Source organism: Janthinobacterium sp. SUN118, from assembly GCF_030397695.1.
Taxonomy (GTDB): Bacteria; Pseudomonadota; Gammaproteobacteria; order Burkholderiales; family Burkholderiaceae_D; genus Janthinobacterium.
In genome coordinates this window covers 461,722-488,329 of record NZ_JAPUBV010000003.1, presented here as the reverse complement: position 1 = coordinate 488,329, position 26,608 = coordinate 461,722, and the positions used below count along the sequence as shown (strand labels likewise).

At 65.7% G+C, this 26,608-nt stretch carries 20 protein-coding genes; 1 reads left to right on the top strand and 19 read right to left on the bottom strand.

Going from position 1 to position 26,608, the window contains the following annotated elements; genetic code table 11:
• Positions 1–2: 2 nt before the first annotated feature.
• The 12 genes from O0880_RS21315 to O0880_RS21260 form a co-directional block, all read right to left on the bottom strand.
• Entirely contained in the window at positions 3–791 is a 789-nt protein-coding gene (locus O0880_RS21315) for an SDR family NAD(P)-dependent oxidoreductase (protein WP_289888641.1), read from the bottom strand.
• Position 792: 1 nt separating this feature from the next.
• Positions 793–3,174, bottom strand: a complete 2,382-nt coding sequence (locus tag O0880_RS21310) for a bifunctional salicylyl-CoA 5-hydroxylase/oxidoreductase (RefSeq protein WP_289888640.1) — start codon at positions 3,172–3,174, stop codon at positions 793–795.
• A complete protein-coding gene (locus O0880_RS21305; RefSeq protein ID WP_289888639.1) occupies positions 3,171–4,790 on the bottom strand; it encodes an AMP-binding protein in 1,620 nt (539 codons plus the stop codon). The genes O0880_RS21310 and O0880_RS21305 overlap by 4 nt, the downstream gene beginning before the upstream one ends.
• Before the next feature lie 102 nt (positions 4,791–4,892).
• A complete protein-coding gene (locus O0880_RS21300) occupies positions 4,893–5,600 on the bottom strand; it encodes a response regulator (RefSeq protein WP_289888638.1) in 708 nt (235 codons plus the stop codon).
• Positions 5,601–5,688: 88 nt separating this feature from the next.
• Complete coding sequence (locus tag O0880_RS21295) at positions 5,689–9,888, bottom strand: two-component regulator propeller domain-containing protein (RefSeq protein WP_289888637.1); 4,200 nt, start codon at positions 9,886–9,888, stop codon at positions 5,689–5,691.
• A gap of 105 nt (positions 9,889–9,993) precedes the next feature.
• Complete coding sequence (locus tag O0880_RS21290) at positions 9,994–11,163, bottom strand: patatin-like phospholipase family protein (RefSeq protein WP_071324861.1); 1,170 nt, start codon at positions 11,161–11,163, stop codon at positions 9,994–9,996.
• A gap of 50 nt (positions 11,164–11,213) precedes the next feature.
• Positions 11,214–12,998, bottom strand: a complete 1,785-nt coding sequence (gene ggt, locus O0880_RS21285; protein ID WP_289888636.1) for a gamma-glutamyltransferase — start codon at positions 12,996–12,998, stop codon at positions 11,214–11,216.
• A 94-nt stretch (positions 12,999–13,092) separates the two neighbouring features.
• Positions 13,093–13,851: a 3-hydroxyacyl-CoA dehydrogenase gene (locus O0880_RS21280; RefSeq protein ID WP_071324863.1), complete on the bottom strand. Its 759-nt coding sequence runs from the start codon at positions 13,849–13,851 to the stop codon at positions 13,093–13,095.
• Positions 13,852–13,994: 143 nt separating this feature from the next.
• Positions 13,995–14,342: an SMR family transporter gene (locus tag O0880_RS21275; RefSeq protein ID WP_289888634.1), complete on the bottom strand. Its 348-nt coding sequence runs from the start codon at positions 14,340–14,342 to the stop codon at positions 13,995–13,997.
• A 34-nt stretch (positions 14,343–14,376) separates the two neighbouring features.
• Positions 14,377–15,810: a UbiA family prenyltransferase gene (locus O0880_RS21270; protein WP_289888633.1), complete on the bottom strand. Its 1,434-nt coding sequence runs from the start codon at positions 15,808–15,810 to the stop codon at positions 14,377–14,379.
• Between the two features lie 9 nt (positions 15,811–15,819).
• Positions 15,820–17,061 (bottom strand): hypothetical protein, encoded by a 1,242-nt coding sequence (locus tag O0880_RS21265; protein WP_289888632.1) that lies wholly within the window; start codon positions 17,059–17,061, stop codon positions 15,820–15,822.
• Between the two features lie 200 nt (positions 17,062–17,261).
• Positions 17,262–17,708: a hypothetical protein gene (locus O0880_RS21260; RefSeq protein WP_289888631.1), complete on the bottom strand. Its 447-nt coding sequence runs from the start codon at positions 17,706–17,708 to the stop codon at positions 17,262–17,264.
• 307 nt (positions 17,709–18,015) lie between these two features.
• Here O0880_RS21260 and O0880_RS21255 point away from each other — a divergent pair, with 307 nt between their 5' ends.
• Complete coding sequence (locus O0880_RS21255) at positions 18,016–20,079, top strand: TonB-dependent receptor (protein ID WP_289888630.1); 2,064 nt, start codon at positions 18,016–18,018, stop codon at positions 20,077–20,079.
• Positions 20,080–20,214: 135 nt separating this feature from the next.
• Here O0880_RS21255 and O0880_RS21250 read toward each other — a convergent pair whose 3' ends face one another.
• From O0880_RS21250 to lpxK, 7 genes are all read right to left on the bottom strand, one after another.
• Positions 20,215–20,715 carry a glycine zipper family protein gene (locus O0880_RS21250; RefSeq protein ID WP_289888629.1) on the bottom strand — a complete coding sequence of 167 codons (501 nt, stop codon included), beginning with the start codon at positions 20,713–20,715 and terminating at the stop codon, positions 20,215–20,217.
• An 11-nt stretch (positions 20,716–20,726) separates the two neighbouring features.
• A complete protein-coding gene (locus O0880_RS21245; protein WP_289888628.1) occupies positions 20,727–21,152 on the bottom strand; it encodes a hypothetical protein in 426 nt (141 codons plus the stop codon).
• A 190-nt stretch (positions 21,153–21,342) separates the two neighbouring features.
• Positions 21,343–23,466 (bottom strand): sodium-translocating pyrophosphatase, encoded by a 2,124-nt coding sequence (locus O0880_RS21240; RefSeq protein WP_289888627.1) that lies wholly within the window; start codon positions 23,464–23,466, stop codon positions 21,343–21,345.
• 191 nt (positions 23,467–23,657) lie between these two features.
• The gene (gene adk, locus O0880_RS21235; RefSeq protein WP_071078917.1) at positions 23,658–24,314 is read right to left on the bottom strand and encodes an adenylate kinase; all 657 of its coding nucleotides are present in this window, start codon (positions 24,312–24,314) and stop codon (positions 23,658–23,660) included.
• Positions 24,315–24,622: 308 nt separating this feature from the next.
• Positions 24,623–25,381: a 3-deoxy-manno-octulosonate cytidylyltransferase gene (gene kdsB / locus O0880_RS21230; RefSeq protein ID WP_289888626.1), complete on the bottom strand. Its 759-nt coding sequence runs from the start codon at positions 25,379–25,381 to the stop codon at positions 24,623–24,625.
• A 2-nt stretch (positions 25,382–25,383) separates the two neighbouring features.
• The gene (locus O0880_RS21225; protein WP_010395789.1) at positions 25,384–25,560 is read right to left on the bottom strand and encodes a Trm112 family protein; all 177 of its coding nucleotides are present in this window, start codon (positions 25,558–25,560) and stop codon (positions 25,384–25,386) included.
• Positions 25,541–26,596 (bottom strand): tetraacyldisaccharide 4'-kinase, encoded by a 1,056-nt coding sequence (gene lpxK, locus O0880_RS21220; protein ID WP_289888625.1) that lies wholly within the window; start codon positions 26,594–26,596, stop codon positions 25,541–25,543. Before lpxK ends, O0880_RS21225 begins: the two co-directional genes overlap by 20 nt.
• Positions 26,597–26,608 lie beyond the last annotated feature (12 nt).

Sequence of the window (26,608 nt, the reverse complement as noted above, 5' to 3'; positions counted from 1 at the left end):
GTTTACATGACCTCGCCGCCGGCGACGGCGATCGATTGCCCATTCATGGCGGACGACGCGGGCAGGCACAACCACGCCACCGCATCGGCCACTTCGCGCGCCTGCACCAGGCGCTGCTGCGGGTTGGCGGCCGCCAGCTCGGCGCGCGCCGCACCTTCGCCGCGCCCCGTCTTGCGCACGATATTCTGCACCGCCTGCGCCACCATCTCCGTTTCCGTGTAGCCGGGGCAGACGGCGTTGACGGTCACGCCGCGCGGCGCCACTTCCAGCGCCAGCGCGCGCGTCAGGCCGATCACGCCATGCTTGGCGGCGACATACGCGCTGACGTAACGGTAGCCTTTCAAGCCCGCCGTCGACGCCACGTTGACGATGCGCCCCCAGCCCGCCTCCAGCATGCCCGGCATGGCCGCCTGGCAACAGTGGAACACCCCCGTCAGGTTCACGGCCAGCATCTGCTGCCAGATGGCGGCATCGGTCTTGCCGAACGGCGCCGCATGCGCCTGGCCCGCATTATTGACCAATATGTCGATGCGGCCGAAATGCGCGGCCGCCTGCGCGAACCCGGCCTGCACGGACGCTTCCACGCTCACGTCGAGCACGCAGATGGCCACCCTGCCCGCATGGCCGCCCTCTTCCAGCTGCAGGCGCGCGCGCGCCAGGCGCGCGCCGTCGCGCCCGGCCAGCGTGACCCTGGCCCCCGCATCGAGCAGGGCCCCCGCGCAAGCGAGGCCGATGCCGCTGCCGGCCCCCGTCACCAGTGCGTGCTTGTCCATCAATTCTTGCGTCGTCATGTCATCCTTCCAGCAGCCGCGCGGCCACCTGTTGCGGGCTCAGGCCCGAGCTGGCGGCGGCCAGTTGCCGCTCGCGCAGCAGATTGCGTTCCAGCTGCTGCTGGCCCGGCCGGTACTGTTTCGGCCACGCCGCGCCCGTGCCCGCACCGCTGTAGCCGATGCGCGCCGCTTCCGTCAGGGTCCACGCCGGATTGGCCAGGTGCGGCCGGCCCACGGCGCACAGGTCGGCGCGCCCGGCGGCGATGATGCTGTTGGCGTGGTCGGCTTCGAAGATCGAGCCCACGGCCATGCTGGCGATGCCCGCCTCGTTGCGCACGCGGTCGGCGAACGGCGCCTGGAACATGCGTCCATACACGGGCTGTTCCAGCTTGCTGACCTGGCCCGAGGAGCAGTCGATCAGGTCCGCGCCGGCCTGCCTGAACAGGCGCGCGATGAGCACCGCGTCATCGGGCGTGATGCCGCCCTCGACCCAGTCGTGGGCCGAAATGCGCACGCTCATCGGCTTGTCCTGCGGCCAGGCCGCGCGCATGGCGCGAAACACGCGCAGCGGATAGCGGCAGCGGTTGTCCAGGCTGCCCCCATACTCGTCCGTGCGGCGGTTGGTCAGCGGCGAGATAAAACTCGACAGCAGGTAGCCGTGCGCGCAATGCAGTTCCAGCCAGTCGAAACCGGCGGCCGCCGCCGCCAGCGTGGCGCGCACGAAATCGTGCTCGATGCGCGCCATATCGTCTTCCTGCGCCGCGCGCGCCGTCTGCGACACGCCGGCCAGGTATTGCTGCTCCGACGCCGCCAGCAGCGGCCAGTTGCCCTCCTTGAGCGGCAGGTCGATGCCGTCCCACATGGGACGCGTCGAGCCTTTGGCTCCCGCGTGGCCCAGCTGCAGGGCGATCTTCGCATCGCTGTTCGCATGCACGAAATCGACGATGCGCCGCCAGGCCTGCGTGTGCGCCTCGCTGTACATGCCGGGACAGGCGGGCGTGATGCGCGCATCGGCCGAGACGCACGTCATCTCGGCAAACACGAGACCGGCGCCGCCCATGGCGCGCGCCCCCAGGTGCATCAGGTGGTAGTCGCCGGCCACGCCGTCGACGGCGCTGTACTGCGCCATCGGCGAGACGGCGATGCGGTTCTTCAGCAGCACGCCGCGCAGCCTGAACGGCGTGAGCATCGGCGGCAGCGGACCGTCCGGCGCCCCCACGCCAGCCTCTTCGCAGGCGCGCCGCGCCAGCCACCGTTCATAATCGTCCACGTAGGCGGCATCGCGCAGGCGCAGGTTTTCATGCGAGATGCGCTGGCTGCGCGTGAGCATGGAATAGGCGAACTGCGGCGCCTCCATGGCGCTGTAGCGCTCCACGTTCTCGAACCACTCCATGGAATTGCGCGCCGCGCTTTGCAGCTTGAGCACTTCGACGGCGCGCGCCTGCTGGTAGGCGGCCAGCGCGGCAGCCGTATCGGCATGCTGGCCAAGGCAGCGCGCCAGTTCGATCGCGTCCTCCAGCGCCAGCTTGGTGCCCGAGCCGATCGAGTAATGCGCCGTGTGGGCCGCGTCGCCCATCAGGACCAGCGGCACGCCGTCCTGCCAGTGCAGCCACTGGCGGCAGACGATGCGGGGAAAGGTGATCCACATGGCCGAACCGCGCAAATGCGGCGAATTGCTCAGCAGCCCATGGCCGTCGAGTTCCTCGGCGAACAGGGCTTCGCAGAAGGCGATGCTCTCTTCCTGGCTCATGCTGTCGAGGCCCGCCGCGCGCCACACGCTTTCCGGCGTCTCGACGATGAAGGTCGAGGTGTCGCCGTCATACTGGTAGATATGCGCCTGGAACCAGCCGTGCGGCGTCTGGCGGAAGGCAAACGTGAAGGCCTCGAACTGCTTGCGCGTGCCCAGCCAGACGAAGCGGCAATGGCGCGCCTCGATGTCGGGCTGGTAGCTGGCCGCATAGCGCGTGCGGATGCGGCTGTTCAAGCCATCGCTGGCGATCACCAGGTCGGCGCCATACTGGCGCGCGATGGCCTGGTCGTCCTGGACTTCCGTTTCGAAGACGAGTTCCACGCCGAGCTCCTCGCAGCGCTCTTGCAGGATATTGAGCAGGCGCTTGCGGCCGATGCCGCAAGCGCCGTGGCCGCCCGAGCGCACGCTCTGGCCCTTGAAATGGATCTCGATATCGTCCCAGTGGTTGAACGCCTGCAGGATGGCGCGCGCCGTCGGCTCGTCCGCGCCGGCCAGGTTGCCCAGGGTCTGGTCGGAAAACACGACGCCCCAGCCAAACGTGTCGTACGGGCGGTTGCGCTCGATGACCGTGACGCGGTGCTCCGGATTCTGCTTTTTCATGAGCAGGCTGAAATACAGGCCGGCGGGACCGCCGCCGATGCAGACGATATTCATGGGGTATCCGTGCGAAGTTTGAAACGCTGCAGCTTGCCCGTTTCCGTGCGCGGCAAGGCGGAAAGGAAGCGGATGGCGCGCGGATATTTGTAGGGGGCGATCTGCTGGCGCACAAAGTCCTGCAGTTCGGCCGCCAGCGCGTCGCCGGCAGGAAAGCCATCCTTCAGCACCACGTGCGCCTCGACGATCTGGCCGCGCTCGGCATCGGCGCGGCCGACCACGCCGCATTCGGCCACGGCCGGATGGCGCAGCAGCGCCTCTTCCACTTCCGGGCCGGCGATGTTGTAGCCGGACGAGACGATCATGTCGTCGCTGCGCGAGCGGTAATAGAAATAGCCGTCGCCGTCCATCTCGAAGGTGTCGCCCGTCAGGTTCCAGCCATGGAGCACGTACTCGCGCTGGCGCGGATCGGCCAGGTAGCGGCATCCGGTCGGCCCCTTCACGGCCAGCCGGCCCGTCACGCCGGGCGGCTGCGGCACGCCGGCGTCGTCGACGATGCAGGCCTGGTAGCCCGGGATGGCCTTGCCGATGGCGCCGCGGCGGATACCGTCGCCCGTGGCGGAAATGAAGATGTGCAGCATTTCGGTGGCGCCGATGCCATCCGTCATGGCCAGTCCGGTCGCCGCCTGCCAGGCGTCGCGCGTGGCCAGCGGCAGCGCTTCGCCGGCCGACACCGACAGGCGCAGGCTGCGCACGTCGTGGCCGGCCGCCAGGGGCGCCATCTGGCGGTAAAAGGTGGGCGCCGTGAAGCAGATGGTGGCTTGATAGGCGCCGATGGCGCGCAGCAGGGCCTCGGGCGTGAGCTTTTCCATCAGTACGGTGGCCGCGCCAAAGCGCAGGGGGAACAGCAGCAGGCCGCCGAGACCGAAGGTGAATGCCAGCGGCGGCGTGCCGATGAAGATGTCGTCGGCGCGCACTTGCAGCATGGAACGGGGAAAGCAGTCGCAGATGGCCAGCAAGTCGCGCTGCATGTGCATCGTGCCCTTGGGGACGCCCGTCGTGCCCGAGGTAAAACTGATCAGGCAGACCTCGTCGGCCGCCGTATCGTGCGCGGCGAATGGCGCATCATGGGCCGCCATGCGCCGCTCCAGTTCAGCATCGTCGGCGCCAAAGCACAGCATGGGCGGCAAGCCGGGCAAGCCATCGAGTTCGGCGCGCAAGCCTTGCGCGCACAGCACGGCGTTCACTTCGGCCTTGGCCACGATGGTCGACAGTTCGCGCGCGCGCAGCAGCGGCATGGTGGGCACGGCGATGCAACCAGCCTTCAGCACGGCCAGCAGGCAGGCGGCCATCATCGGCGTATTCGCGCCGCGCAGCAGCACGCGGTTGCCCGGCATCAGGCGCAGGTCGCCGCGCAGCACGTGGGCGATGCGGTCGACCTGGCGCGCCAGATGCGCGTAGCTCCAGCGCTGTCCTTCGGCATGGATGGCGATGCGCTCGCCGCCACCGCCGGCGACGGCGTCATCGAGCAGCACGGCGACGCAGTTCAGGCGCGCCGGATACTGCAGCTCGGGCAAGTCAAAGCACAGCTGCGGCCAGAGTGCGCGCGGCGGCAGGTGCGTGCGCGCGAAGTCGTCATGGGGTGACGCGGGGGAATCCGAAAGATCGCTGTTCATGCTGATCCTGGCTGGTTGCGGGCATGCGGGCATGCGCCGAAAGCAGATACTTTAAACCTAAAGTATTTTTCCAGCAAGCGAAAAGCGTATGCGGGCGTGTGCTCAGTCGCCGTCCTGCTGGCGCAGCAGGCGCGCCTGTTGCGCCACGCTGCGCGCCAGGGCGGCCAGCACCGTGGGCAGCTGGCCGCCATCGAGCACCGCCGCCTGCAGCAAGGCCGCCATGTCGGCCGCCGCCCCCTGCAAGCCGAGGGTGCGGCAGCCCAGGTGCAGCCGTTCGAGCAGCTGGCGCGCCTGGGCCGGTTCGCCGCGCGCCAGCAAGCCATCGACCTGCCCGCCGGCGGCGCCCACCTGCTCCTGGAATCCCGTCAGATACGCCAGCAGGCGTTCGTCATCGATGCCCAAACGCCGTGCCGTCTCCTGCGGCGCCTCGGCCGGCAAGAGCGGCATGTCGAAGCAGGCGTCGATATGCTGGCGCACCTGCTCCGGCTGGAATGGCTTGACGATATAGCCAGCGGCGCCGGCCTGCACGGCGTCGCGCACGGTGTCGTGGTCATTGGCGGACGAGACCAGCACCAGCGGCATGGCGTCGAGCGCACTGTCGGAGCGGATTTTCTGCAGCAGTTCCATGCCCGACAGGCGCGGCATGCGCAAGTCACAGAAGCACAGCGCCGGCCGCAGGCCGCCTTCGAGCTGCTCCCACGCGGCCGCGCCATCCTCGGCTTCCACGATATCGTGCACGCCGCAGCTGTCGATCAGGTGCATCAGCACCATGCGCGAAACGACATCATCATCCACCACCAGTACTTTCATTACGCTCTCCAGGACCGGCACTGTCAGGGGTGCCTGCCGCATATTCTACCGAGTTTCCGGCCGATTCCGATTGCCGATCTTGTATATTTTACATTTCCTTGTCCAAAACGGCGATTTGCGTCAGCAGCGCGTGCAGGCGCGGCAAATGCAGGGCCACCTGTTGCCAGCGGCCGCCGTCGGCCGCCTCCTCCAGTTCCGTGCACAGCATGTGCAGCGCCGTTTCATCGAGATACGCGGCGCTGCCCTTCAAGCCGTGCAGCAGGCGCCCCGCGCCCTCCTTGTCGTGCGCGGCCAGAGCCACGTCGAGTTCGTGCAACCGCCCTTCCAGGTCGGCGACAAAGGCGGTGCGGATGCGGCGCTGCAGCTCGCCGCCGCGGCTGGCCTGGGCCGGCAGCGCCGTGCCGGCGGCCGGTGCGACGCCGAACAGCGCATCGAGTTCGGCCTGGCCGCGCTGTACGCCGCGCGGCGCGGCGCCCGGCATGCGCGGCAGCATGAAGCCGCGCTGCAGCTGGCGCTCGATGGCGCGCGCCAGCAAGGCATGCAGCGCCGCCTCGTCGACTGGCTTGCTGAGGAAATCGTCCATGCCCACACCCAGGTAGCGGCTGCGGTCCTCCTCGCTGGCATTCGCCGTCAGGGCCACGATCATCAATTCCTGGTCGCGCACCGGCTGCTCGGGCCAGCCGCCGACGCGGATCAAGCGCGTCGCCGTGGCGCCATCCATCTCCGGCATGCGCCCGTCCATCAGCACCAGGTCATAGCGCGTATGCACGCAGGCGGCCACCGCCAGCACGCCATTGGCCACCACGTCGACCCGGTGTCCCAGCTCCTCGAGCATGACGCGGATGATGATCTGGTTGGTCGGAAAGTCTTCCGCGCACAGCACGCGCAGCTGGTGGCTGTGCGGCGCCAGCGCCACCTGCGGCACCAGCGGCGGCGCCACGCCATCGGCCAGCGGCAGCGTAAACGTGAAGATGCTGCCCTGCCCCGGCGTGCTGGCCACCTCGATCTCGCCTTGCATCAGCTCGACCAGCTGGCGGCAGATCGCCAGGCCCAGGCCCGTGCCGCCATAGCGCCGCGTGGTGCTGGCATCGGCCTGCTCGAACTTCTGGAACAGGCGCGCCATCGCTTCGGCGTCGATGCCGATGCCGCTGTCGCTGACGGTGAAGCGAATCAGGTTGACCTGGCGCCCGCCACGCATGCCGGCCACCCCGGCCCGCTCGACGTACACGCTGACGCCGCCGCGCTGGGTAAATTTGAAGGCATTACCGACCAGGTTGACGAGCACCTGGCGCAGGCGCGTCGGGTCGCCCACCACGAATGGCGGCAGGTCGGGCGCGAAGTCGATGGAAAAGCCGATGCTGCGCGCGGCCGCCTGTTCCTCGAACAGGCTGACCACGTTCTCGATCGCCGCGCCGAGCGCAAAATCGATGTTTTCGATACTCAGCTTGCCCGCCTCGATCTTGGAAAAGTCGAGCAGGTCGTTGATGATCACCAGCAGCGACTGCGCATTGGCCTGGCCGCGCAGGATCTGCTCGCGCGTCGCATCGTGCAACTGCTCGTCGCGCAGGGCAAAGCCCAGCATGCCGATCACGCCGGCCAGCGGCGTGCGCATCTCGTGGCTCATGTTGGCGAGGAATTCCGATTTCTGGCGCGTCGCATCCTCGGCCTTGCGCTTGGCCTGGCGCAGGCTTTCCTCGTTTTTCTTCAGGCTGCTGTTGACCTGCGCCAGCTTGTCCGACTGCGCCAGCACCTCGATTTCCTTGCTCTGCAACTCGGCGTTTTTCTGGTACACCTCGGCCGTACGCTCGCTGACCTGCTTTTCCAGCTCGTTCTGCTGGCGCCGCACCGTGCGCATGCGCTGGCGGTAGGCGCCATATACGGCGCCCAGCAGCAACAGCGCCATCAGGGTGCGGAACCACCAGGTTTTCCAGAATGGCGGCAGGATCGTGATGGCCAGGGTGGCGCCGCTCTCGTTCCACACGCCGTCCTTGTTGGCCGCCTTGACGCGGAAGACATAATTGCCGGGATCGAGGTTGGTGTAGGTGGCGAAGCGCCGGCCCGCATTCGTCATGACCCAGTCCTGGTCGAAACCTTCGAGCCGGTAGGCGAACACATTGCGCTGCGGCGCGGCGAAATGCAGCGCCGCGAATTCGAGGGAAAACACGCTCTCGCGGCTGGTCAGGCTCAGGGTGCGCGTATGGTCGATGGCCGTGGCGAGCACCCGCGCGAATTCGCCGCGGCCGATGGCCACCGGCTTGTTGAAGATCTGCAGCTCGGTGATGGCCACCAGCGGCGGCACGCGGTTGTCATGGATGTCGCGCGGCGAAAAGGCCGTCATGCCGTTGAAGCCGCCGAAATACATGGTGCCGTCGGCCGCGCGCAGCGCCGCGCCGTCGAAGTACGAGCCTTCCACCGTGCCGTCGGCGCTGTCGTAGTTGCGGAACAAGCCGCTGCGCATGTCGAGCCGGGTGATGCCGCTGTTGGTGCTGAGCCACAGCTGCTCGTTGTCGTCGCCCAGGATGCTGGCGACGGCATCGTCGGCCATGCCGTCCTTGCGCAGGAAGCGGCGGAAGCGGATCTCGCCCTTCGCATCGACGTCCATGCGGTTCAGGCCATTGGCCGTGCCCACCCACAGCACGCCGCGCTTGTCCTCGTGCAGGAAATGCACTTCGTCGTGGCTGAGGCTGTGCGGGTTTTGCGGGTCGTGGCGGAAGTGGCGGAAATGGCCGGTGGCACGGTCGAACAGGTCGATGCCATGGAAGGTGCCTATCCACAGCTGGCCCTTGCTGTCTTCCAGCACCGGGCGCACCATGTTGTCGGACAGGCTGTTCGGGTCGGCGGGATCGTGGCGGTAGGTGGTGAATTGCTTGCTGACGGGGTCGAACAGGTGCACGCCGCCGCGCGACGACACCCACAGCTTGCCGCTGCGCTCTCCCGCGATATTGCGGATCGTGTCGCTGTTCGGATCGCCGACGGCAAAGCGCGTGGTGGAAAAGCGCCGCGTAAGCGGGTCGAAGCGGTGCAAGCCCGTGCGCCCGCCCACCCACAGCACGCCGTCGGGCGCCAGGTACAGCGACGAGACCTGCTCGTCGCGCGCCATGCCGGGCGTGGCGCGGATGTCGAACAGCTGCGCCGTGCCATCGCGCGTGTCGTACAGCTTCAAGCCGCTGCTGGTGGCCAGCCACAGCTTGCCGCCGCCCGCATCGGCCAGCGCCCGCACTTTCTTGTCGGCCAGCGCGCCCACGTCGCCGGGCGCGCGCACCATGCGCGAAAAGCCGCCGCTGCCCAGGTCGACCCGGCTCACGCCGTTGTACCAGGAACCGACCCAGAAGGTGCCGGCGCGGTCGCGGTACAGCGACGACAGCTGGTTGTCGGCGACGCTGAACTTGTCGCCCGTCTGGTGGCGGTACTGCAGGAAGGTGTCGCTCTCGGGCAGCCAGCGGAACAGGCCATCGGCATTGCTGCCGACCCAGACCGTGGCGTCGATATCCTGGTACAGGCTGGCGACGCGGATGGCGGAAAAGCCATTTTTCTCGCCGAGACGCACGCGCGACTGCGGCGCCTGGCCGGCCGCCCCCAGGCGCCAGCGTTCGGCGCCGGCCATGGTGCCGATCCACAGGTTTTGCTGGCGGTCGATCAGCAGCGACTGGATGACGTTGTACTTCGAGCCGGGCGTCGTGTCGACGGCAAAGTGCTCGAAGCGCTCGCTGCCCGGCGCCAGCATGTCCAGCCCCGTGACGGTGCCTATCCACAGGCGCTTTTGCGCGTCCAGCGCCAGCGTCTTGATCTCGTTGTCGCCCAGGCTGTGCGGGTTGTCCTCTTCATGGTGCCAGCTGCGGAAGGCGCCCGTGGCATGGTCGAAATGCTGCAAGCCGTCCGAGGTGGCGATCCAGAAGCCGCGCGCGCCATCGTCGAGGATGGCGTGGATATGCCGGTTGCCGTTGCCGCGCTTGCTTTTTTCCTTGGGCAGGTAGTGGATGAAGGTCTGGCTGGCCGAATCGAAACGGTCGAGGCCATTGTCCGTGCCCACCCATAGCTGGCCCTGGCTATCGACGTGCAGCACGCCGACCCAGTTATCGGCCAGGCTGGTGCTGTCGCCTTCGATATTCTTGTAGACGACGACGCGGTAGCCGTCAAAGCGGCTCAGGCCGGACTGGCTGCCGAACCACATATAGCCTTGCCGGTCCTGGGCGATGGCCAGCACGGATTCCTGCGCCAGGCCATGTTCGACGCTGAGCTGGTCGAAACGCAAGGTGCGCGCGGGCGCCGCCCCGGCCCAGCCACTCAATAGTAGACTGAATAACAACACCACATCGCAAACACGTCGAAATACCAGCACAGTCGTCCTGTCAAAAAAAACGCGAAAAACCCGCACGCCGCTCCAAGGGCCGTCTCAGGAACCAAAGAACGCCAGGACATCATCCTTGCGGGCTTGCGTATCGCGCTGTCCAAGACGGATCAGCTCGTTAGTATACGTCGATTCGAACAATAAATACGAAGCCAGCGCCGCGCCGCGGGCTTCGGCCGCGCCGATTCCCGACAACATGGTGCGTATCGGTCGCGGCAGACTGCCGATATGCCGGCTGGCGATGGCGTCGAGCCGCTCGGATGGCGCGATGACCAGCAGTTCCACGGGCCGCAGCGCCGTCTTGCCCAGCAATTCGGGCGGCAGCATCGACAGGGTCAGGTTGATGCGGTTCAGGCGTTCGATATCCACGGCCAGGCCGTCGAGGAAGATCGACGACAGCGCGTGGCCAGCAATCTGCGCCAGGCTCGGGTAGCGTGCCGATTCGGCCGCGCCGGGCGCCGGTTCCGTCATGCGCCCGGCACCCACCACCAGCACCTTGTTCGCGCCCAGGTGGATGGCCGGCGAAATCGGCGCCAGCTGGCGCATCGAACCGTCGCCGCAGTATTCGCGCTGGCCGCCCACGTACAGGGGCACGGCGGGGAAGATGAAGGGAATCGCGGCCGAAGCGAGCAGATGCTCGACGCCAATCTGGTCCGGCAGGGCCAGGCGCTGCGTGCGCACCCACGGCGCGATCTCGGCGGCCGTCTGGTAAAACGTCATGTGCCGGCTGCCCGAGTACGACGACGCCGTCACGGCCAGCGCATGCAGCAGGCCGTCGGCCAGCGCCGCGTCCAGGCGCGGCAAGTCCAGCATGCGGTGCAGCAGGCTCACCAGGGGCGTATTGTCGAGCAGGGAATTGGGCGGCGACGCGTGCCACTGGCGCAACAGCCAGCCGAACGACAGCAGCGACAGCCAGCGCGCGCCCGAGCGGATCACGCCCAGCGAATCGGCGCGGTAGACTTGCTCGACCTCGATATGCTGCCACACGTCGAGCAGCTTTTGCACGCCTTCGCCGAAATTGTCGGCCCGGCACGCCAGCGCCGTGGCGTTGATGGCGCCGGCCGAGGTACCGCAGATGATGTCGAAGGGATTGCGCGCCGGTGCCCAGCCCGCTTCCCAAAGAATCGCCGAGATCGCCTGCAGCACCCCCACCTGGTAGGCGGCACGGGCGCCCCCTCCCGTCAGTATCAAGCCTGTTTTATTTTGCATTCCCATGCCGGCAGATTAGCAGGGTCTTGATGCTTTGTGGAAAAGTTTGGCGGCAATTAATCTCCCCGCACCATGCCTTCGCGGCGCGGATCGGCGCCGCCAAACCAGAAATCCTTGCCATGCGCATGCAGGCGCATGATGCCCTGCAAGCCGGAATTCTGTTCGATCACGCGCACCTCGTGGCCCATCGCCTGCAGCGCTTCGACCTGGGCGGCGGGCGCGCGGCCCTTTTCCAGCTCCGTCGGGCCGTTGCGGCTGCCGAAGTTCGGCAGGCTGATCGCCTGCTGCACGTTCAGGCCCCAGTCCATGGTGCCGACCAGCACCTTGGCGACATAGTTGATGATGGACGAGCCGCCCGGCGACCCCGTGGCCAGCACCAGCTTCTGCGTGCCCTTTTCAAACACCAGGGTGGGCGACATGGCGCTGCGCGGGCGCTTGCCCGGCTCGACGCGGTTGGCGATGGGGCCGTCCGCATCGCGCGAATCGAACGAGAAATCCGTCAGCTGGTTATTCAGCAGAAAGCCGTCGACCATCTGGCGCGAGCCGAACGCGTCTTCCACGCTGGTGGTCATCGACAGGCCGCCGCCGAATTTATCCACCGCCACGAGGTGCGAAGTCGACGGGCGCTGCAGCGCATTGTCCATGCCCCACGCCACCTGCATGCCCGGCGGCGTGCCGGGCAAGGCGCGGCCCATGGATTTTTCGCCGATCAGCGCGGCGCGCTGCGCCAGGTAGCTTTTATCGAGCATGGAGGCGATGCCGTTGCCAGGCAGCGGCACGAAATCCGTGTCGGCCACGTAGCGGTTGCGGTCCGCGTAGGCCAGGCGCCCCGCTTCCGAGAATAAATGGATGGCTTGCGCATCGAGCACGCCGTCGACGGGCGGATACGGCCGGATATCCTTCACTTCCAGCATGCCCAGCATCTGCGCGATGGCGATGCCGCCCGACGATGGCGGCGGCATGCCGCACACGGTCCAGGCCTTGTAGTCGCTGCACACGGGCACGCGCACCTTGGCGCGGTAGCCGGCGATGTCCTGCGCCGTCAATTTGCCCGGATTGGTGGGATGGGACGCCACCTTGGCGGCGATGTCGCGCGCGATGCGGCCCTGGTAAAAGGCGTCGGCGCCGCCACGGGCGATGTCGCGCAGGGTGCGCGCCAGCTGCGGGTTTTTCAGCACGTGGCCGACGGGCCAGGGCTGGCCTTGCTTGTCATAGAAATACGCGGCGGCGACCGGGTCGCGCTTCAGGGCCTGGTCCCAGCTCAACAGGCCGTTCAGGCGCTGGCTGACGGGGAAGCCGCCCTGCGCCAGCTTGATGGCGGGGCCGAACAGGGTCGCCCACGGCAGCCTGCCGTGCTCCTTGTGTGCCAGTTCCAGCATGCGCAGCACGCCCGGCGCGCCCACGGAACGCCCGCCCACCACCCCGGTGGCGCGCGAGACGGGACTGCCGTCCGCGTTCTGGAACAGGTGCTCGTCGGCGGCGGCGGGCGCCGTTTCGCGGCCGTCGAACGCCTGCACGCCCTTGGCGCTCGAGTACAGCAGGAAGGCGCCGCCGCCGATGCCCGACGATTGCGGCTCGACCAGGGTCAGCACCAGCTGCGTGGCGATGGCCGCGTCGATGGCGCTACCGCCCTGTTTCAGCATCTGGTAGCCGGCATCGGCCGCCAGCGGATTGGCGGCGGCCACCATGAATTTCTGCGCCGTCCAGCCCGATTTTTCCGCATACGCGGTGGCGATTTCCGGCGCCTTCTGCGGCACTTCGGCAAAGGCGGAGGTGGCGGGAACGGCGGCCAGGGCCCCCAGCAAGGTCAGGCGCAACGCCAGCGGCTTCAATGTGATCATGGATTCTCCGATAAAAAAAGGGCGCACAGCCGAGCAAGGCTGTACGCCCCATACGGGGGTATCCTACATCAAATGCCCGTCAGGGCGCTGCCCCTTACTTGGGCTGCATGCGGATGGCGCCATCCAAACGAATGGTCTCGCCATTGAGCATGACGTTTTCCACGATGGCCTTGACCAGCTGCGCGTACTCGCCGGGCTTGCCCAGGCGCGATGGGAACGGCACCATCTTGCCCAGCGCATCCTGCACTTCGGCCGGCATGCCCAGCAGCATCGGCGTTTCGAAAATGCCGGGAGCGACCGTCATCACGCGGATGCCGTTGCGCGACAGGTCGCGCGCCATCGGCAAGGTCAGGCCCACCACGGCCGCCTTCGACGAGGCATACGCGGCCTGACCGATCTGGCCGTCATAGGCCGCCACGGAAGCCGTGTTGATGATGACGCCGCGCTCGCCTTCGGCCGTCGCCTCCTGTTTCGCCATGGCGTCGGCCGCCAGGCGGCACATATTGAAGGTGCCCACCAGGTTGATGTTGACGACCTTCTGGAACAGCGCCAGCGGATGCGGACCATCCTTGCCCACGGTTTTCACGGCCGGCGCCACGCCGGCGCAGTTGACGAGGCCGCGCAAGGTCCCCAGTTTGGTGGCGGCCGCCACCACGGCCATGCCGTCCTCTTCCGACGTGACGTCGCATTGCACGAACACGCCGTCCAGTTCAGCGGCCAGCGCCTGGCCCGCCTCGGTCTGCACGTCGGCCAGCACGACCTTGCCGCCGGCCGCCGTCAGCATGCGCGCCGTGGCCGCGCCCAGGCCCGAAGCGCCGCCCGTGATGATGAATACATTGTCCTGAATTTGCATGAAGTCTCCTGAATGGTGATGGCCGTGTTCCCGGCCCGAATGCGATGTCGCATGATGCCACAGTTACGTTTACGTAAACGTAATGTCGGCGACAATTGTAGCCACTTTTATCAGGCAGATCAAAAAGTTGCGCCGCAGGCGGCTCAGGCCGGACGCGACAGGACGAAGGCGCCCGCCGTAATCAGCACGACGCCGGCGATCTTGGACAGGGTCAGGGTTTCCTGCAGCACGATGCCGCCGGCCAGCGCGACCAGCAGCATGGTAATGGCGGTCATCACGGGATAGGCAAGGCTGATCTGCATTTTTTCCAGCGCCACCGCATAACAGACAAAACCCAGCGCATAGGCGCCGCCTGCGCCGCCCAGCCAGAGCAGGCGCACGAGGCTGAGACCGCTGCCATGCAGGCTGGACATTTTTATCAGGAAAGTGGCGGCGGCGCTGGCGACAGCCGCCAGCGCGCACCACAGATAGCCTGCGTGGACTGAATTCATGGTCGATCTCGGAACGGTTAGAGGATGCGCCCGCTTACAGGCTGGCGCCAACGGCAAGCAGCATGCTGGCGGCAATGATGCCTAAACTGACGGCATCTTTACTGACATACAGCACCGGATCTTCATTGACCTCGCCACGGAACGACAATGTCCACAGCCGCCCCAGCCAGAAGACCAGCAGCGGCACGATGCCAAGCAGGAAATACGGACGCGCGTACAGCACCACCACGTTGTCCGAGTTGAAGTACAACATGAACACCAGCAGCGAAATAAAACCGCTGTTGACGCCCATGATGCCGATCGGCGCCTTGTCCAGCGTCGTATAGCTGCGCCCGCTTGTCTTTTCCTTGCCTTGCCGTTCAAGATTGAACAACTCGCTATAGCGCTTGAGCAAGGCGAGACTGAGGAAGATAAAGAAGGAAAACGCCAGCAGCCAGAACGACGGTTCGATGTATGTCGCCGCACTGCCGCCCAGGATACGCAGCGTGTACAGGATGGCCAAGGTAACGATGTCGACCATCAGCAAGCGCTTCAGATGGAGCGAATACGCCAGGGTGGTCATGAAATAGATCGCAACCACAAACAGCAGCAAGGGGTCGAACGCGGCGCAGATACCCAGCGCCGCGATGGCCAGCAGCGGACTGGCCAGCATGGCCACCGACAGCGGCAGCTTGCCGGCGGCGATAGGCCGGTGGCACTTGACGGGATGGCGCCGGTCATCGGCCGCATCCAGCGCGTCATTGAGCAGGTAGGCGCTCGATGCACACAAGGAAAAGGCAACAAATGCCACCAGTGACGGCAGGAAGGCATCCACGGTCAGCGCATGGCCGGCCAGCATCGGCACGAACACCAGCAGGTTCTTCAGCCATTGGCGGGGCCGCATCGCCTTCAGCAAGGGCGCCCACCAGCCGGTGCGCGGCGTGCCAGCCGAACGCGTACTGAGGCCCTCGGCCAGGCGGAATGGCTTGAGCGTGACGGAAAACGCATCGTTGCTCGCATTCCATACCGCAATATCGACGCTGGCGTTGCCGATGTAGTCAAAGCCCTTGTGACCGAACGCCTGTTTCAGCTGCGCCGCCTTGTTGTGCGACGTCAGGTTGACCCCGCCCTCGGTCGCCAGGACGCGCCCGAACAAGCCCAGGTGGGCGGCAATCACGTCGGCGAAGCGGCGCTGCGATCCCGTCGCCAGCACGATCAGGCGCCCTTGCGAGCGTTGCAGCACCAGATCCGCCAGCAAAACCTTGTCATATGGCAATGCTGCGGGATCGAGGTCGACCATCGAAGCCATCTTTTCCTTGAAGCCGGCCTTGCCCCGCAAGAGCCAGAATGGCAGGCGCCACAGCTGCAGGAAGCGCAGCTTGATGAAGATCAAAATCGATTCCCATAACAGATCCGAGTGGATCAGCGTGCCGTCGAGATCGACCACCAGCGGCACGGCCGCCGGCTCGCGCATCATGTATTGAGCCATGTATTACCTTCAGGGGGACGGTTTCACGAAACGAGGGAAAGACCATGTGCCAGCTTCGGCGACAGGCAGAGGGGCGGCCGGTGCCCCCGCGCGGGCACTCAGGGAGCACAGCATCAATGCCATGGCAACCGGAATGAACGCATCGAACTGGCGCGCTTCATTGAACTGGCCCACCAGCGCCGTCATGGCGAGCAGGCATGGCAGGATGAGCGTGCAGCGGCGCAAGAAAGGCGGTGCGTGGCGCCAGCCAGTCGCGGCCAACCCATACCACAACAGCAAAGGCCCCAGGTTGTACATCAGGCCGCGCGTCTCGTGCAGCAGCAAGTTGAGATTGAACGCCAGCTTGCCCCCTTCCCAGGCTTGGTGGGCAGGCAACAGATAAAACATCAGCATGCGGGCCAGGCAATACAACAGCAGTTGCAGCGCCAGCAAGGCGGCGAGCGAGCGCAAGCTCATGCTGCCGAGAAAAACGACGGCGCTGGCGACAATCAGGAACAGCGTGATTTCATGATTGAAGGTCCCGGCCACCAGCATCGCCAGATACGGCAGCAGCTCGCGGCGCATCAGGTGATACAGGCAGAATGCATAGACGAAGATGATGCCGATATCGTAAAACGTGTAGTAACTGAGTGTCGGCGCCCACATGCACAGCACGAGAAACTGCCCGATGAAGGCCAGGTCGCTGCGGATGAACAAGGTGGCAAAGCGGCGAACCGCCCACAGCATGAGCACCACGGCCAGCAACTGCGACCAGAGATAAGCCTCGATGGCGCCCAGCTGGGGCATGGCATATTGCAAGAGTTGCGCAGGAAAAATGAACATCACGCGATGCTGGAATGGCGGCGTGCCCTGGTAGGCCATGATCTGGTCGATCACATACCAGCTGCGCTCAGTGCCGAAATGCAGCAGGATGTAGCCGAATGCGGCCGTGTAGACAGCAAACATCGCATGGTCCAGCCAGTCGCTGCCAGCGGCGACCGGCCGCCGCAAGCGGTACAGGGCCAGGGCGGCCGTCAAGGTAAACGTGCTCCACAGGATCAGGCACAGACTCAGGACCGCCTGCATTCTGGCGATATAAAAATCCAGCGGCGGCCTGTCGGCACGCGCCAGCAGCTTGTTGAATGGCGGCCAGGAACGCCCCTGATAGGCTTCCGCCATCAGCGTGCCACCCGCCAGAAAACACCAGGAAAAGACGACAAGGGCAAGCAGGGAAAACAGCACTAGCTGGCTGCGCAGGCGGGCAAGGTTCATTTACGGTATCGAGAAAGAGGCAGCTGAATTAAAGAAGTTATAAAATATGTATTTTTATTGTCTCATGATATATATAAATTAACAACAAAATAAATTCACTCGCGCAACGCTGCGCGCAACAGCCCCTGTCAGGTCAAACCTGACGATATAGCGGATAGGAAATTAGTGGATAGAACATCGCCTGGCAGGGCGTGACTGGCTCAGAAACATTGCACAAACGCTCCGTTGCGATGGCAGATGCGGCCGTTGGCGTCGAGCGTCGCATTGCCGGCGCCGTTATAGCGCGCGCCCGAGGCGTCGCGGCAACCGCCAGGGTCGCAGGAACCGATCGGTTGCGGCAGGCTGGGCATGGGCACGGCCGGGCTGGGCGGCAAGGACGGCATGACGACGGCGGGAGGCACGGCGCGCTGCGCCGGCATGCGGCCGATCACCTGCGTCACCGCGCGGCGCGGCTGCACGGGCGGCGCCGGCTGGCACGGTTCGACGGCCAGTTTCGTGCTGTCGCGCGGATCGAGCCGGCACACGGGCAGCGCTTCCGATGGCGCCGGCGCCGCCGCACGGGCGTGACCTCCGGCCAGCAAGGCCGCGCAGGCGGCCAAAGCCAGCATGCCGCGGGCGCTGAAACGGGTGCTGAAAAAGATGCTCATGGCGCCTCCCGAGATGCTTGTCCTTCATTATTGTCCCCGGCCGCGCCAGATCCAAACAGCGTAACAATTTTTCACACCGCGGGGCGCGGCAGCGCCCTGCCAGCCCATTTCACAACGCAGGCAAAGAAATGGATACGGCGTTTTATTTCCGGCTAGCACTTTCTTTCTTGCCAGTATGGCACTACAATAAGAACGATTCTTATTCTCATTCATGAAATTCGACCTTATTTTATTGCAATTTTAATCATTTCGCACCCAAGCCACCCGAAAGGCAGCCAGGAAATAACAACATTCGGGAAAGTTCACCATGTCAAACCGCAGTCCAGTCGTCGCCACACCGCTTGCCATCCGCCCTGCCCTCCCACCGTACCGCACCGCCCTGCTCCTGCCCTGCCTGCTGTCGCTGGCCGTCGGCAGCGCCTGGGCCGAAGGCAATGTGGCCGCCGATCCCACCATGAACACGGTGGTCGTCACCGCCTCGGGCACGGCCATCGACATCAAGGATGCGCCGGCCAGCATCAGCGTCATCACGCGCGAGGAAATCGAGCGCCAGCCCGTGTATGACTTGAACACCCTGCTGCGCCGCATCCCCGGCGTGACGGGCGGCACCGGCCCCGAAGGCGAAGCGTCGAAGATCAAGCTGCGCGGCTTGCCGGACAAATACACCTTGATCCTCGTCGACGGCAAGCGCGTGGGCAGCTCGGCCGACACGGCCTACCGTCCCGACCTGGGCCGCCAGGACTTGAACTGGATCTCGCCCGACATGATCGAGCGCATCGAAGTGGTGCGCGGCCCCATGTCCTCGCTGTACGGCTCGGACGCCATGGGCGGCGTGATCAACATCATCACGCGCAAGGTGCCGGGCAAGTGGAACGGTTCGGCCACGGCCAACTACACGCAGCCGCAGGACAGCGGCCGCGGCACGGCGCACCAGCTGGGCGTGAACCTGGCCGGCCCCCTGTCGGAGACGGTCGGCATGCGCCTGGGCGTGGCCCAGAGCCGGCAGAATCCCGACGAGAAAGCGATCGGCAAATCGGGTGGCATCGGCGGCGAACGCAACCAGACTGTCTCGGGCCAGCTGAACTGGACGCTGGGCAAGAAGCAGAATCTGTCACTGGACGCCAGCTACGGCAGGCAGGAAGCCACCGATTCGACCACCCTCGATGCAGATGGCTACCCGCTGTTCGGCGCCTGGGGCGCGAGCAAGCTGATACGCAAGAGCGTCAGCCTCGGCTACGAAGGCCGCTGGGACTTCGGCAAGACGACGGTCAACCTGTACCACAATGACTTCGACAACGAAGTCGTCGGCACGGTGGCGAAATCCAAGGACAGCACGCTCGATGCCAGCCTGGAAAAACGCGTCGGCTGGGGCGGCATCGAGCAGATGCTGGTGATGGGCGGCCAGTGGAAGCACCAGGAACTGACGAACACGGACACCATCGGCACCGTGCCCACCGATTACCTGGGCAACCCCGTGAGCGGCGCGACCCTGTCCGGCACCACCTCGGCCCTGTTTGCGGAAGATCAGCTGTTCTTGCGCGACAACCTGACGGCCACGGCCGGCCTGCGCCTCGACCACCACAGCAAGTTCGGCAACCACTACAGCCCGCGCCTGTACCTGGTGTACCACCCTGCCCCGGCCTGGACCATCAAGGGCGGCGTCTCGCAAGGCTTCCGCGCCCCGAGCCTGAAGGAAAATTCGCCGGCGGCGGCCACGCAGTCGGGCGGGCGCGGTTGCGGCAGCCTCAAGCCGCTGGGCTACATCACGGGCGGCTGCTACATGGCCGGCAATCCGGACTTGAAGCCGGAAACGAGCACGGCCGGCGAAATCGGCGTGGCGTGGGAACAGAATGGCTGGGATGTGGGCCTGACCTACTTCCACACGGATTTCAAGAACAAGATCGATTACGCGCCGCTGGGCTTTTTCCAGAAGCAGTGGTGGACCAAGATGACGAATATCCAGAAGGCGCGCACCAGCGGCCTGGAAGCGACGGCCACCATCCCGCTGACGAAAAACCTGAACTGGCGTAACAACGTCACCTACATGGCGGAGGCGAAAAACCTGACCACGGGCGCCAACCTGCTGTCCACGCCGAAGCTGTCGTGGTACTCGGCGCTGGGCTGGCAAGTCAACGACCAGCTGTTCGGCGAAGTGTCCGCGCAGTACACGGGCAAGGAGCTCGATGCCGGCAAGCTGGCCGACAAGGCCTACACCATCGTCGACACCGTCGTGTCGTACAAGGTGACGCCGCAATGGACCGTGCGTGGCGGCGTGCAAAACCTGTTCAAGAAGGGCCCGATGGCCGATGGCCTGGTCGACTATTATGTGCCGGGACGCCGCATGTTTGTCGGCCTGACGTCGCGCTTCTAAGCACTGCTGCCAAAACCTGCTGCGCGGCGTGATGCGGTCCGCGATGCTCACTGTAGCTCCGTACAGTTGCGCGTCGCAACCGCCTCCCCCTTCCGCTCGCTACGGTCGTGCCAGGCGTTGTGGCGGCCTGGCAGCCTAATACCGGGGCGGCGGCGTATCGGGCGGCGGCGTGGCGGCATTCGCCGGCACGCCGCTCAGCAATTGCCCGGCGACGGGCACCTTGTGGCCGCTCGCGTACATGCATTGCTGATAAGCATGATCGTAGCGGCGCTGCATGCCATGCGATGAATTGTCCGCCGCGCCCGTGCCCGCCAGCGCGCCAAACAGCAAACCCGTGCCGGCACCCACGCCGGCGCCATGCCCGCCATCGATGGCGGCACCTGCCGCCGCACCGAGCACGGTGCCGAGTGCCGCGCTGCGCACGCCGCTGTCGACGCCGGCCTGCTGCGCCGACGCACCGCCCAGCTGCGCCTGCGCATAGCCGCGGCAACTGCCGTCATCGCTGCGGAACTGCTCGAAACTCTTGCCCGTGCCGGGCAAGACCATGGCCGACGGCCCCTCCGGCATCACCGTGCACGCGGCCAGCAAGAGGGGCGCCAGCGAGCCGGCACGCCCCAGTAAAGTTCTCGTGTTCATTTCCGTCCCCTTCAGCGCACGCTATCGGGTGGCACGGCACGCCAGGCCGTGCTGCAATTCTTGACGTATGGGTAATACCCTTGCGGCCGCGCGCAGTAATACCACATCTGCGCCGTCGGTACGCCGCCCTGCTCGATATACACGGGCGGCGGCTGCACGACGACCACGCGCCCGTACGGGTAGCCATAGGGATAGCCATACCACGGGTCGCCATACCACCCTGGCCCATAGCCATAGCCCCAGCTCGAACCCAGCCACACGCCCACGTGCGGACGGCCGTGGAAATGGCCGTGGCCAGCGTGAAAACCGCCATGCCCAGCATGGCCGCCGTGACCGCCAGGCGCGGCCCAGGCGCCGCCACCCAGCGCCAGCCCCATTACCAGCAGCGCCAGCCGTATGCCGCCTGCCTTGCGATTGCTCTTGTGATTGTTGTCCATGACATCCTCCTGCCATCCAACGCCAACGATGAAGCTCACTCCATTATTGGCAGGCCAGCGGCACAAGCAAAGCAGCCGTAACAATTGCTCACCTTTGATACGCTGAGGATATGGATGGCAGGAAAGTTTCACTGGCGCAAAAGCAAACAGCCCCGCGGCGGGGCCACGGGGCTGTCGAAAGTGTGCCGCCTTACTGCGCCGGCAGCACTGGCGCGGGCGTGGCTGGCGCCAGAATGGGCGGCAGCGGCGCGTGGATCGGCGCCGGCGCGGCCACGGCCAGCCAGCCCGTGGCCGGCAGCAGCGGCACCAGCAGCAGGGCCACGATATTGATGATCTTGATCAAGGGATTGACGGCCGGGCCGGCCGTATCCTTGTACGGGTCGCCCACGGTGTCGCCGGTGACGGCCGCCTTGTGGGCGTCGGAACCCTTGCCGCCGAAGTGTCCGTCCTCGATGTATTTCTTCGCATTGTCCCAGGCGCCGCCGCCCGTGGTCATGGAAATGGCCACGAACAGCCCCGTCACGATCGTGCCCATCAGCAGGCCGCCCAGCGCGGCGGGCCCCAGCAGCATGCCGACGACGATGGGCACCACCACCGGCAACAGGGACGGCACGATCATTTCGCGGATGGCGGACGCCGTCAGCATGTCGACGGCCTTGTCGTATTCGGGGCGCGCCGTGCCTTCCATGATGCCCTTGATGTCGCGGAACTGGCGCCGCACTTCCACCACCACGGCGCCGGCCGCGCGGCCCACGGCTTCCATCGCCATGGCGCCGAACAGGTAGGGTATCAGCCCGCCGATGAAGAGGCCGACGATGACCATCGGGTTCGACAGATCAAAGGTGATGTGCTGGCCCACCGATTCCAGCGCGTGCGTGTAGTCGGCAAACAGCACCAGCGCGGCCAGGCCGGCCGAGCCGATGGCATAGCCCTTGGTGACGGCCTTGGTGGTGTTGCCGACGGCATCGAGAGGATCGGTGATGGCGCGCACGGAGTCGGGCAGGCCCGACATCTCGGCGATGCCGCCCGCGTTGTCCGTGATGGGGCCATACGCGTCGAGGGCGACGATGATGCCGGCCATCGACAGCATGGCCGTGGCGGCAATCGCAATGCCGTACAGGCCGGCCAGCTGGTACGAAACGAGGATGGCGACGCAGACGGCCAGCACCGGATAGGCGGTCGACTTCATCGACACGCCCAGGCCGGCGATGATGTTCGTGCCGTGGCCCGTCGTCGACGCTTCGGCGATGTGGCGCACGGGCTTGAAGTCCGTGCCCGTGTAGTACTCGGTGATGTACACCATCAGGCCCGTGAGGACGATGCCGACGACGGTGGCGCCCAGCATCTTGTAGCGCATGGCGTCGTCGGGCCACAGCAGCCACGTGACGACGGCAAAGCCCACCAGCGACAGGCCGGCTGCCCACCACAGTCCCGTGTACAGGGCCGACATGATCTTTGCGCCCGGCCTGGTTTTCACCATCGAGCAGCCGACGATGGAGGCGAGGATGGAGACGGCGCCCAGCAACAGCGGATAGAGGATGGCCGTGCTGCTGGCCTCGGCCATCAGCAGTGCGCCCAGCAGCATGGTGGCGATCAGGGTCACGACATAGGTTTCGAACAGGTCGGCCGCCATGCCGGCGCAGTCGCCCACGTTGTCGCCCACGTTGTCGGCGATGACGGCCGGGTTGCGCGGGTCGTCCTCGGGAATGCCCGCCTCCACCTTGCCCACCAGGTCCGCACCGACGTCGGCGCCCTTGGTGAAGATGCCGCCGCCGAGCCGCGCGAAGATGGAAATGAGCGAGGCGCCGAAGGCCAGGCCGATCAGGGGCTTGATCAGGTCGTGCTGCGTCAGGCCGGGCGCACCCGTCGTCACCAGCAGCCAGTAGAACAGGGTCACGCCCAGGAGGCCCAGTCCGACCACCAGCATGCCGGTGATGGCCCCGCCCTTGAACGCCACATTGAGCGCCTGGTTGATGCCCAGGGTGGCCGCCTGCGCCGTGCGCACATTGGCCCGCACGGAGACATTCATGCCGATGAAGCCGCAGGCGCCCGACAGCACGGCGCCGATCAGGAAGCCCAGCGCCGTATGCAGGCCAAGCAGTGCATAGATGGCGATCAGGAGCACCACGCCGACGATGGCGATGGTGCGGTACTGGCGCGCCAGGTAGGCGGCCGCGCCCTGCTGGATGGCCAGGGCGATTTCCTGCATGCGCGCGTTGCCGGGATCCTGGCGCAGGATCCAGCTACGCGACACCAAACCATAAATGACTGCGACCACGCCGCAGGCTACCGCAAACCACAAGCTGGCTGCCATATCGTCCCCTTCTGTTTTTATCCGACGTTATTACCGACAGCTGCAGACCGCACCGGGTAGGCACGCGCAGCCAGGAAAACACGACCTGCAAAAAACTTCTACCGCTAAATAGAAACCAGAAACGACATGGCGCCGCGGGTGAAAAGCGGGCACAAAAAAAGCGGACACTCAGGTCCGCTTTTCAAAATTGCTTATTCCGCCAGGGCGGCAAATGCGCTGTCGCGGATTTGCTCGACCGGACCGACGCCGGCGATGCGGCGGTATTTCGGTGCGCCTGGCAGGCCGGACTTGGCCCAGTCATTGTAATAGCCGAGCAGGACCTTGGTCTGGTTGTGGTACACGTCCAGGCGCTTCTTGACCGTTTCGGCCTTGTCGTCGTCGCGCTGGATCAGCGGCTCGCCGGTGATGTCATCGACGCCGTCGACCTTGGGCGGGTTGAACTTGACGTGGTAGACGCGGCCCGAACCCGGGTGGCTGCGGCGGCCGTCCATGCGCTCGATGATCGAAGCGTCAGGCACGTCGATTTCCAGCACGTAGTCGACATTGATGCCGGCGTCCTTCATGGCGTCCGCTTGCGCGATGGTGCGCGGGAAGCCGTCGAACAGGTAGCCATTGGCGCAATCGGCTTCCTGCAGGCGGTTCTTGACCAGGCCGATCATGATGTCGTCCGACACGAGGCCGCCCGCATCCATGACTTTTTTCGCTGCCAGGCCCAGTTCCGTGCCTTCCTTGATCGCCGCGCGCAGCATGTCGCCCGTGGAGATTTGTGGAATATTGTATTTTTCTTTGATGAAGTTAGCTTGGGTGCCCTTGCCGGCACCGGGTGCTCCTAAAAGTATCAGACGCATTGAAAGTTCCTAAAAAACAGATTTTGGATGGTGGTATGTGTAATTTTTTTTAGATGGTGTTGCTATGGCTATCTTTCCCTACGAAACTTACCACAAAAAATCCCCGGAACGCCAGTTTGCTGTCGAATTGCTATGTCCTGATTGATCAAAGCCAGCAATTAGCGAAGCAGGTGTTTCAAAATGTGGTTTTTTATGGCAGGCCCCGCATAAAATTTTTCCGGCACGGGCACGGCGTCTGAAAAACCTTCAGGGCGAGGCGTCCCGCCGCATGGACGGCGCGGCGGGACAACACCGCCATGGACGTTTTCTCAGGTGGCGTGGCGGTAATGCGCCTGCACTCTGGCCAGATCTTCCGGCGTATCGACGCCGGCGGCCGGAGCGGAGTCCGTCACGTGCACGGCGATGGCATAGCCATGCCACAGCACGCGCAGCTGCTCCAGCGCCTCGATCGCTTCCAGCGGCGAGGCGGACAGACCGGGATAGGTCTGCAGGAATGCATTGCTGTACGCGTACAGGCCGATATGGCGCAGCGGCACATAGCCGGCCGGCAGGCGGTCTTTCGACTGCGCGTAGCCGTCGCGGTGCCAGGGAATCGTCGCGCGCGAAAAATACAGCGCGCGGCCATGCTTGTCCAGCACCACCTTCACCACGTTCGGATTGAACGCGTCGGCCACCTCGTGCAGCGGATGGGCGCACGTGGCCATCGGCACGGCAGCGCTGATCTGCGCGGCGCAGGCGGCCAGCAAGGCCGGGTCGATCAGCGGTTCGTCGCCCTGCAGGTTGACGACGACGGCATCCAGCGGCAAACCGAGCGTGCGCGCCACTTCGGCGATGCGGTCCGTGCCCGACGGATGGTCGGCGCGCGTCATGCACACTTCCACGCCATGCGCGGCGCAGGCGTCGCGGATGGTGTCATGGTCGGTGGCGACGATGACGCGCGCGGCGCCCGACAAGGCGGCCTGCTCGGCCACGCGCACCACCATGGGCTTGCCGCCCAGGTCGGCCAGCGGCTTGTTGGGCAGGCGGGTCGAGGCCAGGCGGGCCGGGATGATGACGATGAACGCCATCGTTATTCCACTGCGTCTTGCAGGGTGCGCGCTTCGTCCGCCCACATGATGGGGATGCCATCGCGGATAGGATAGGCCAGGCGGTCGGCGCGGCAAATCAGTTCCTGCGCCTTCTTATCGTGTTCAAGCGGGCCCTTGCAAACAGGGCAGACCAGGATATCAAGCAGTCGAGCGTCCACGACATTTCTCCACAATTTGTTGGGCCAGCGCGCTATCGATGCGCGCACTGACCGGGACAACCCACAGTCTCGGGTCGTCTTTGAGATGTTCAATTTGCGCACATTTTACTGCATCCTTCTCGGTGATCAAGATCACGTCCGTGTCGAGGGCGGCAAATGGCTGGTCGAGGAAATCGTGATGGTCGGGCAAGGGCAGTTCCGCAAAGCGCAATCCCTGCGCGCGCAGCATGCTGAAAAAGCGCTGCGGATTGCCGATGCCGGCTGCCGCCACGATGCGCTGGCCGCTGGCCGCCAGCTCGCCAAGCGCCATGCGCTCGCTGCGGTCGAGCAGGCGCTCGGCGACGCCACCGGCCAGCAGCATCTGCACCACCAGGGAACCCTTGGGCGCCACCTGCGCCACCAGTGCCGGCGCCAGCTCGGGCGCGTTGATCACCGTCACGTCGCGGCGGCGGCGCGGCGATTCGCGCAAAGGCCCCGCCGGCAGCAGCCAGCCATTGCCGGCGCCGCGGCCGTCGAACAGCACGATTTCCACGTCGCGCCGCAAGGCGTAATGCTGCAAGCCGTCGTCCGTCACCAGCACGTCGACTTCCGGGTGCGCGGCCAGCAGCGCCCTGCCCGCTTGCGCGCGGTCGCGCCCCACCATCACGGGGCAGCCGCCGCGCTGGAAGATCAGCAGCGGCTCGTCGCCCACCTGCTGCGGCGTGGAGGTCGCCGTGACGGCGCGCGGCAGGCGGTCGGCGCTGCCATGGCCGCGCGAAATGACGCCCGGATGCAGGCCCGCCTCGCGCAAGGCGTGCACCAGCCAGATCGTCAGCGGCGTCTTGCCGGTGCCGCCTATGAAAATATTGCCAACGACGACGACGGGCACGGGCAGGCGCTGGGATTTCAGGATGCCGGCCCGGTACAGGGCGCGCCTGACGCTGCTCAAGGCGCCGAACAGCAGCGACACGGGCCACAGCGCGCACGCCAGCGGGCCGCGCGTCAGCCAGGCGCGGGTGAGAGTGGTTTCAAGCTTGGCGGGGGAGGATGTGGGCATGGGGAAAAACGT

Coding starts and splice junctions, on each gene's coding strand:
- O0880_RS21315 (WP_289888641.1), bottom strand. CDS start 791: ATGACGACGCAAGAATTGATGGACAAGCACGCACTGGTGACGGGGGCC.
- O0880_RS21310 (WP_289888640.1), bottom strand. CDS start 3,174: ATGAATATCGTCTGCATCGGCGGCGGTCCCGCCGGCCTGTATTTCAGC.
- O0880_RS21305 (WP_289888639.1), bottom strand. CDS start 4,790: ATGAACAGCGATCTTTCGGATTCCCCCGCGTCACCCCATGACGACTTC.
- O0880_RS21300 (WP_289888638.1), bottom strand. CDS start 5,600: ATGAAAGTACTGGTGGTGGATGATGATGTCGTTTCGCGCATGGTGCTG.
- O0880_RS21290 (WP_071324861.1), bottom strand. CDS start 11,163: ATGGGAATGCAAAATAAAACAGGCTTGATACTGACGGGAGGGGGCGCC.
- ggt (WP_289888636.1), bottom strand. CDS start 12,998: ATGATCACATTGAAGCCGCTGGCGTTGCGCCTGACCTTGCTGGGGGCC.
- O0880_RS21280 (WP_071324863.1), bottom strand. CDS start 13,851: ATGCAAATTCAGGACAATGTATTCATCATCACGGGCGGCGCTTCGGGC.
- O0880_RS21275 (WP_289888634.1), bottom strand. CDS start 14,342: ATGAATTCAGTCCACGCAGGCTATCTGTGGTGCGCGCTGGCGGCTGTC.
- O0880_RS21270 (WP_289888633.1), bottom strand. CDS start 15,810: ATGGCTCAATACATGATGCGCGAGCCGGCGGCCGTGCCGCTGGTGGTC.
- O0880_RS21265 (WP_289888632.1), bottom strand. CDS start 17,061: ATGAACCTTGCCCGCCTGCGCAGCCAGCTAGTGCTGTTTTCCCTGCTT.
- O0880_RS21260 (WP_289888631.1), bottom strand. CDS start 17,708: ATGAGCATCTTTTTCAGCACCCGTTTCAGCGCCCGCGGCATGCTGGCT.
- O0880_RS21255 (WP_289888630.1), top strand. CDS start 18,016: ATGTCAAACCGCAGTCCAGTCGTCGCCACACCGCTTGCCATCCGCCCT.
- O0880_RS21250 (WP_289888629.1), bottom strand. CDS start 20,715: ATGAACACGAGAACTTTACTGGGGCGTGCCGGCTCGCTGGCGCCCCTC.
- O0880_RS21245 (WP_289888628.1), bottom strand. CDS start 21,152: ATGGACAACAATCACAAGAGCAATCGCAAGGCAGGCGGCATACGGCTG.
- O0880_RS21240 (WP_289888627.1), bottom strand. CDS start 23,466: ATGGCAGCCAGCTTGTGGTTTGCGGTAGCCTGCGGCGTGGTCGCAGTC.
- adk (WP_071078917.1), bottom strand. CDS start 24,314: ATGCGTCTGATACTTTTAGGAGCACCCGGTGCCGGCAAGGGCACCCAA.
- kdsB (WP_289888626.1), bottom strand. CDS start 25,381: ATGGCGTTCATCGTCATCATCCCGGCCCGCCTGGCCTCGACCCGCCTG.
- lpxK (WP_289888625.1), bottom strand. CDS start 26,596: ATGCCCACATCCTCCCCCGCCAAGCTTGAAACCACTCTCACCCGCGCC.